Source organism: Streptomyces sp., from assembly GCF_031181705.1.
GTDB lineage: Bacteria > Actinomycetota > Actinomycetes > Streptomycetales > Streptomycetaceae > Streptomyces.
The window spans coordinates 1-4,096 of the sequence record NZ_JAPSKN010000215.1 but is presented as its reverse complement, the minus strand read 5'-3'; the positions used below and the strand labels follow the sequence as shown (position 1 = coordinate 4,096).

Here is a 4,096-nt window from a genome sequence, read left to right as displayed (position 1 = left end):
TCGCTCCCGCACGCGGACAGCGTCAGGGCCGCAGCGGCGGTCAGCGTGAGCGCTGCGAGGAGGGTGGGGCGGCGGTTCACGGTCGGCTCCCGGTCAGAGGCGAGGCTTCTCTTGAGCGAACCCAAGCTATCCAGCGGTGTGGGGCCACACCAGAGTGGACCTTGTGAACGGGCTGGGTGTTTGGGGAGGAATCGGTGCCGGGTCGACCGGTTCGAGCCGTAACGGTTGCGTAACGCGTATGCCGGTTCGTCAAGTGCTCCCTCCCCCAGGGCGTTTCAGTCAGGAAGCAGCAAAGGTGAAGAGTCTCCATGGCGAACGGGCCGGGACGGGAGGGCCGATGGGGCGGCGGTGGCGGGACGGGCGCGGCGAACTGGTGGTGCACGCGGAGGGGCGGGCCGCTGTGCGCGTGCCCTTGGAGATCGCCACCTCCTACCGGGCCCGGACTCGGGGGCTGCTGGGGCGGGAGTCCCTCGACGGGGCGATGCTGCTCTCCCCCGCCGGCAGTGTGCACACCTTCCGCATGCGCATGGCCATCGATGTCGCCTACCTCGACCGTGAGCTGAGAGTCATCGCCGTGCGCACCATGCGGCCGGGGCGGCTGGGAATGCCTCGGCTGCGGTCGCGGCACGTGGTGGAGGCGCAGGCCGGGGTGATGAGTGAGTGGGGGGTGCGGGAAGGGGTGCGGGTGGAGGTCGTCGGGACGGCAACCCCGAGGTAGGGCCGGCGACCGAGGTCCTCCGGGCATCACCAGGGCGCACGGCGCGGGATGCGGTTCCACCACCAGCGTGCCGTCGTCCCGTCCCCCGCGGACTTCGTCTCCGTGTACTCGAGGAAGGTCCCGTCCAGTCGGGTCACCGCCTCCCGCAGGGCACCGGCGTACGCCTCGTCCACCTCCCCGATGAGCTGCTCCAGCGCGTCACGGCCCTGCAGATCCCGGTGGAACAGGTCCTCCCGGTACCGCCCGGAAGGGGCCCAGCCCGTCTCCAGCCGGCGGACCAACCGCTCCCAGACGCGCAGTCCGTAGTGCACACGGCCCTCGGCACTCCGCGCACTGCCCGTGGGGAAGGTCGCGAGGAAGGCGTCGGAGACCGGCGTGTCGAGGGGCTGCCGGTCGAGGATCTCCGGGAGGTCCTCCACTGACGCCCGGGGAAGGTCGGGGATGTCCTCCTCCGCCGCAGCCACCCGATAGGCGGTGCCGTCGGAGACGTCGCTCGCCTCCAGGCGGCATCTGACGGTGCGTCCGTCCGGGACGGCTGCCCAGTACGCGCTCGGCAGGTCCAGCCCCGAGGGGTACAGGACGGAGCCTCCCGTCCTGATCGCCAGGCCTTGTGCCAGGTCCTTCTCCGCGAGGTCGGCGGCGGTGGCGTCCCGCACGGTGATGTCCAGTTCGAGGGCGAGGTCGCCGGGCGGCAGCAGGCGCCAGGTGCACAGCACGGGGGCGTTCCAGTTCCGGCCCTCCTGGTCGCCGTCCGCGTCGGCCACGTCGACGGCCTCGGCGGGGACGGCCAGCAGGTCGGCCAGGGCTTGCCTCAGGTTCGCCGGGGGTGGTCGCGCGACCGTGAAGAGGTTGGCGGTCGGAGTCGGTGACATCCTGAGGGCTCCGGCTTGTGATCAGGGGCCTGTCGCTTCGCCGTCCAGGTCGAAGAGGATGCTCTGGGCCGCTTCCGCGTTCTGCCAGGTCGCCGGGCCGTCCGGTTTCGCCGAGAGGCGCTGCAAGGCCGCCCTGGCCTCCGAAGTGCGCATCGCGCCCAGGAGTTCGAGGGCGGAGTCGGCGCCGATGTCCTCCGTCACGCAGCGCTCGGCAAGCTCCACCGCCCACTCCGCGAAACGGCCCGGGTCGGGGTCGAGGGCCAGCCAGCGGAACACCGAGTCGGCGATGTCGTCGCGCAGGGACGGGATCAGGGCCAGCATCGCCGCTTCGACGTGCCGTACGACGTGCCGTTGCAGCGGGTACAGCCGAGGGCGGTCCTGCCAGGCGCGGACCAGCTCGTCCACGCCGGACCAGGTCACGTCGCTCGTGCGGGGCATGCTCTCCCCCACGGCCCGGTGGAACTCCTCCCAGGCGTGCCACAGCAGGCCGGGCGACGGCGGCTGGGGGACGTGCGGCGACAGCGCCGGGTCCTCCAGGAGGTCGGTCACCACCCGCCGGGCCTCCGCCAGGCGCTCGCCGGTACGGGGCAGTTCCGTGATCCGGCTCCAGTCGCCCGCGTCCCAGGGCTGCGGCAGGGTCCGCAGCGTACGGGGCAGGACGTAGTCACCCTCCGGGTCGTGCCAGCGCGCGACACGCGGGTCCCAGGTCTCCTCGCTTCCCGGCTCGCTCATCACCGATGTTCCGCCACAGTCGTGCCTCCGTCGTCCGTTCAGCTGATCCCCAGGTACGCCTTGGCGCTCTCCGGGTCCTTCATCCTGGACCAGTCCATCGTTCCGTCGGCGGTCCGTTCGTCGATGGCGCGTTGCATCCTGCCGAGCTGGTCCGCGGACAGGTTCTGGCCGGCCACCCGCACGTCGACGTCGTTCTTGGCCATCTCTCCGGCCGCCGTCCTGGTGTCCTTCGCCGGTTTGCCGTTCCGGGCGGGCTTGAACTCGCTGAAGATCGACGTCCAGCGGTCCGTCGTCTCGATCTCCACGGTGGCCTTGCGGCCGGGCTCCTTGGCCGCCCACTTCTTCAGCCGTTCGACCTGGTTGGCGAAGTCGGCCTTGCGTGTGGCCGAGCCGGCGTTCTTGACCTCCTTGACGTGGACGGTGCCGTTCCGGTCCTTGTAGACCACGTCGGCGTCGGGGATCTCGTCGAGGTTCACCTTTTCCCCGTTGCCCAGGTCGGCCTCCTGCCGGTTCATCTTGCCGCCGACACCGGCGTCCACCCGGGTGCCCGGGGCCGCGTCGTCGGCGGCGCGGCGCACCGCGTTCACCTCCGCGCGTGCTTCCGCCAGCTTGTTGGCGTCCGAAGCGTTCACGACCTTGCCCTGCAGAGCCGCGGCGGCGTCGGGGTTGACGTTGCCGCGACGGGCCAGATCGGTGATCTCGTCGAGCGCGGCGGCCGCGTCCTGCGTGCTGATCTCGGCCTTGGCCGGATCCGGGTCGTCCCTGGCCCGGTCGACGAGCCCGTCGATCTGGTCGTCCGGGACGGAGGAACCCTGCTCCCGCAGCGCGGCCTTCGCGGCCTCGGCCCGGGCTTCGAGCGTCTGCCGTTCCGCCTCGTCGGCCTTCTTACGGGCTTCCTGGGCCTGCTGCTTGGCCTCCTCGTCACAGCCTTCCTCGGCTCGCGCCACGACCTGTGCGGCGGAGCGGCCGGCCGCCAGGACGGTGGTGCCTGTGCCGGAGGAGCCGGTGAGGGGGGCCGGTGGGTGCCCGGCTCCGCCGTAGGGCGTCCTGCGGGGCGGGGCGGCGATGGCGCAGCCGGATTCGCGGGCCTTCTTCTCGGCCTCGTCCGCGGCCTCGTCGGCCTCTTTCGCGGCCCTCTCGGCGCCCTTGACGTCGCCCGCCCTGGCGGCCTTCCCCGCGTCCTCCGCCGCGTCGGCCGCCTTCTCGGTGAGCTTGCCCAGATCGCCCAGCTTCCCGAGTCTGCCCAGCTTCCCGAGCTTTCCGGCGAGCTTGGCCTCGCCGTAGCCGGGGATGAAGAGGGAACCGACGTTCCAGACGACCGTGGTGACGGCGCGGGTCTCGTTGCCCTGGTTCCACTGGTCGCGGACGTCCTCCCCGATGAACATGTCGTCGAGGACCTTGCCGCCGGAGTTCAGGGTCGCGCCGCCCCAGTCGGTGAGCGCGTCCCAGTAGTCGCCCTTGGCCCACTTGTCGCCCGCGTCCTTGGCGTCCTGCGACCACTGGTCGGCGATGACGCCGCCGTAGTCCTTCAGGCCGTCCAGGGTGTCGAGGGGGTTGGTGACGGTGTCCCAGACGCCCTTGAGGTCGCCGCCGATGCCGTCGACGACGAGGCCTTCGCCGACCTGCTTCAGCTGGTCGCCGGTGCAGCCGAAGAAGGCGCCTACGCCGGAGAAGCAGCCGTCGTCGTCCTTGTCCTCGCTTTCCGAACTTCCTCCGGTGTCTCCATCGGCATCGCCGTCCGCATCGCCGTGCGCATCGCCGTTGGTATTGCCGT

3 protein-coding genes and 1 pseudogene are annotated in these 4,096 nt (G+C 71.4%); 1 reads left to right on the top strand and 3 read right to left on the bottom strand.

The annotated features are described in order from the left end of the window. The first annotated feature begins 337 nt into the window (after positions 1-337). Positions 338-718: a DUF192 domain-containing protein gene (locus RIN80_RS25715; protein WP_309098037.1), complete on the top strand. Its 381-nt coding sequence runs from the start codon at positions 338-340 to the stop codon at positions 716-718. 26 nt (positions 719-744) lie between these two features. Here the strand turns inward: RIN80_RS25715 and RIN80_RS25710 are convergent, their stop codons facing one another. The 3 genes and pseudogenes from RIN80_RS25710 to RIN80_RS25700 form a co-directional block, all read right to left on the bottom strand. Next, the gene (locus RIN80_RS25710) at positions 745-1,590 is read right to left on the bottom strand and encodes a hypothetical protein (protein WP_309098033.1); all 846 of its coding nucleotides are present in this window, start codon (positions 1,588-1,590) and stop codon (positions 745-747) included. 21 nt (positions 1,591-1,611) lie between these two features. Next, a complete protein-coding gene (locus tag RIN80_RS25705) occupies positions 1,612-2,322 on the bottom strand; it encodes a hypothetical protein (RefSeq protein ID WP_309098032.1) in 711 nt (236 codons plus the stop codon). A 38-nt stretch (positions 2,323-2,360) separates the two neighbouring features. Beyond that, positions 2,361-4,096, bottom strand: a pseudogene (locus RIN80_RS25700) (hypothetical protein); the annotation flags it as partial.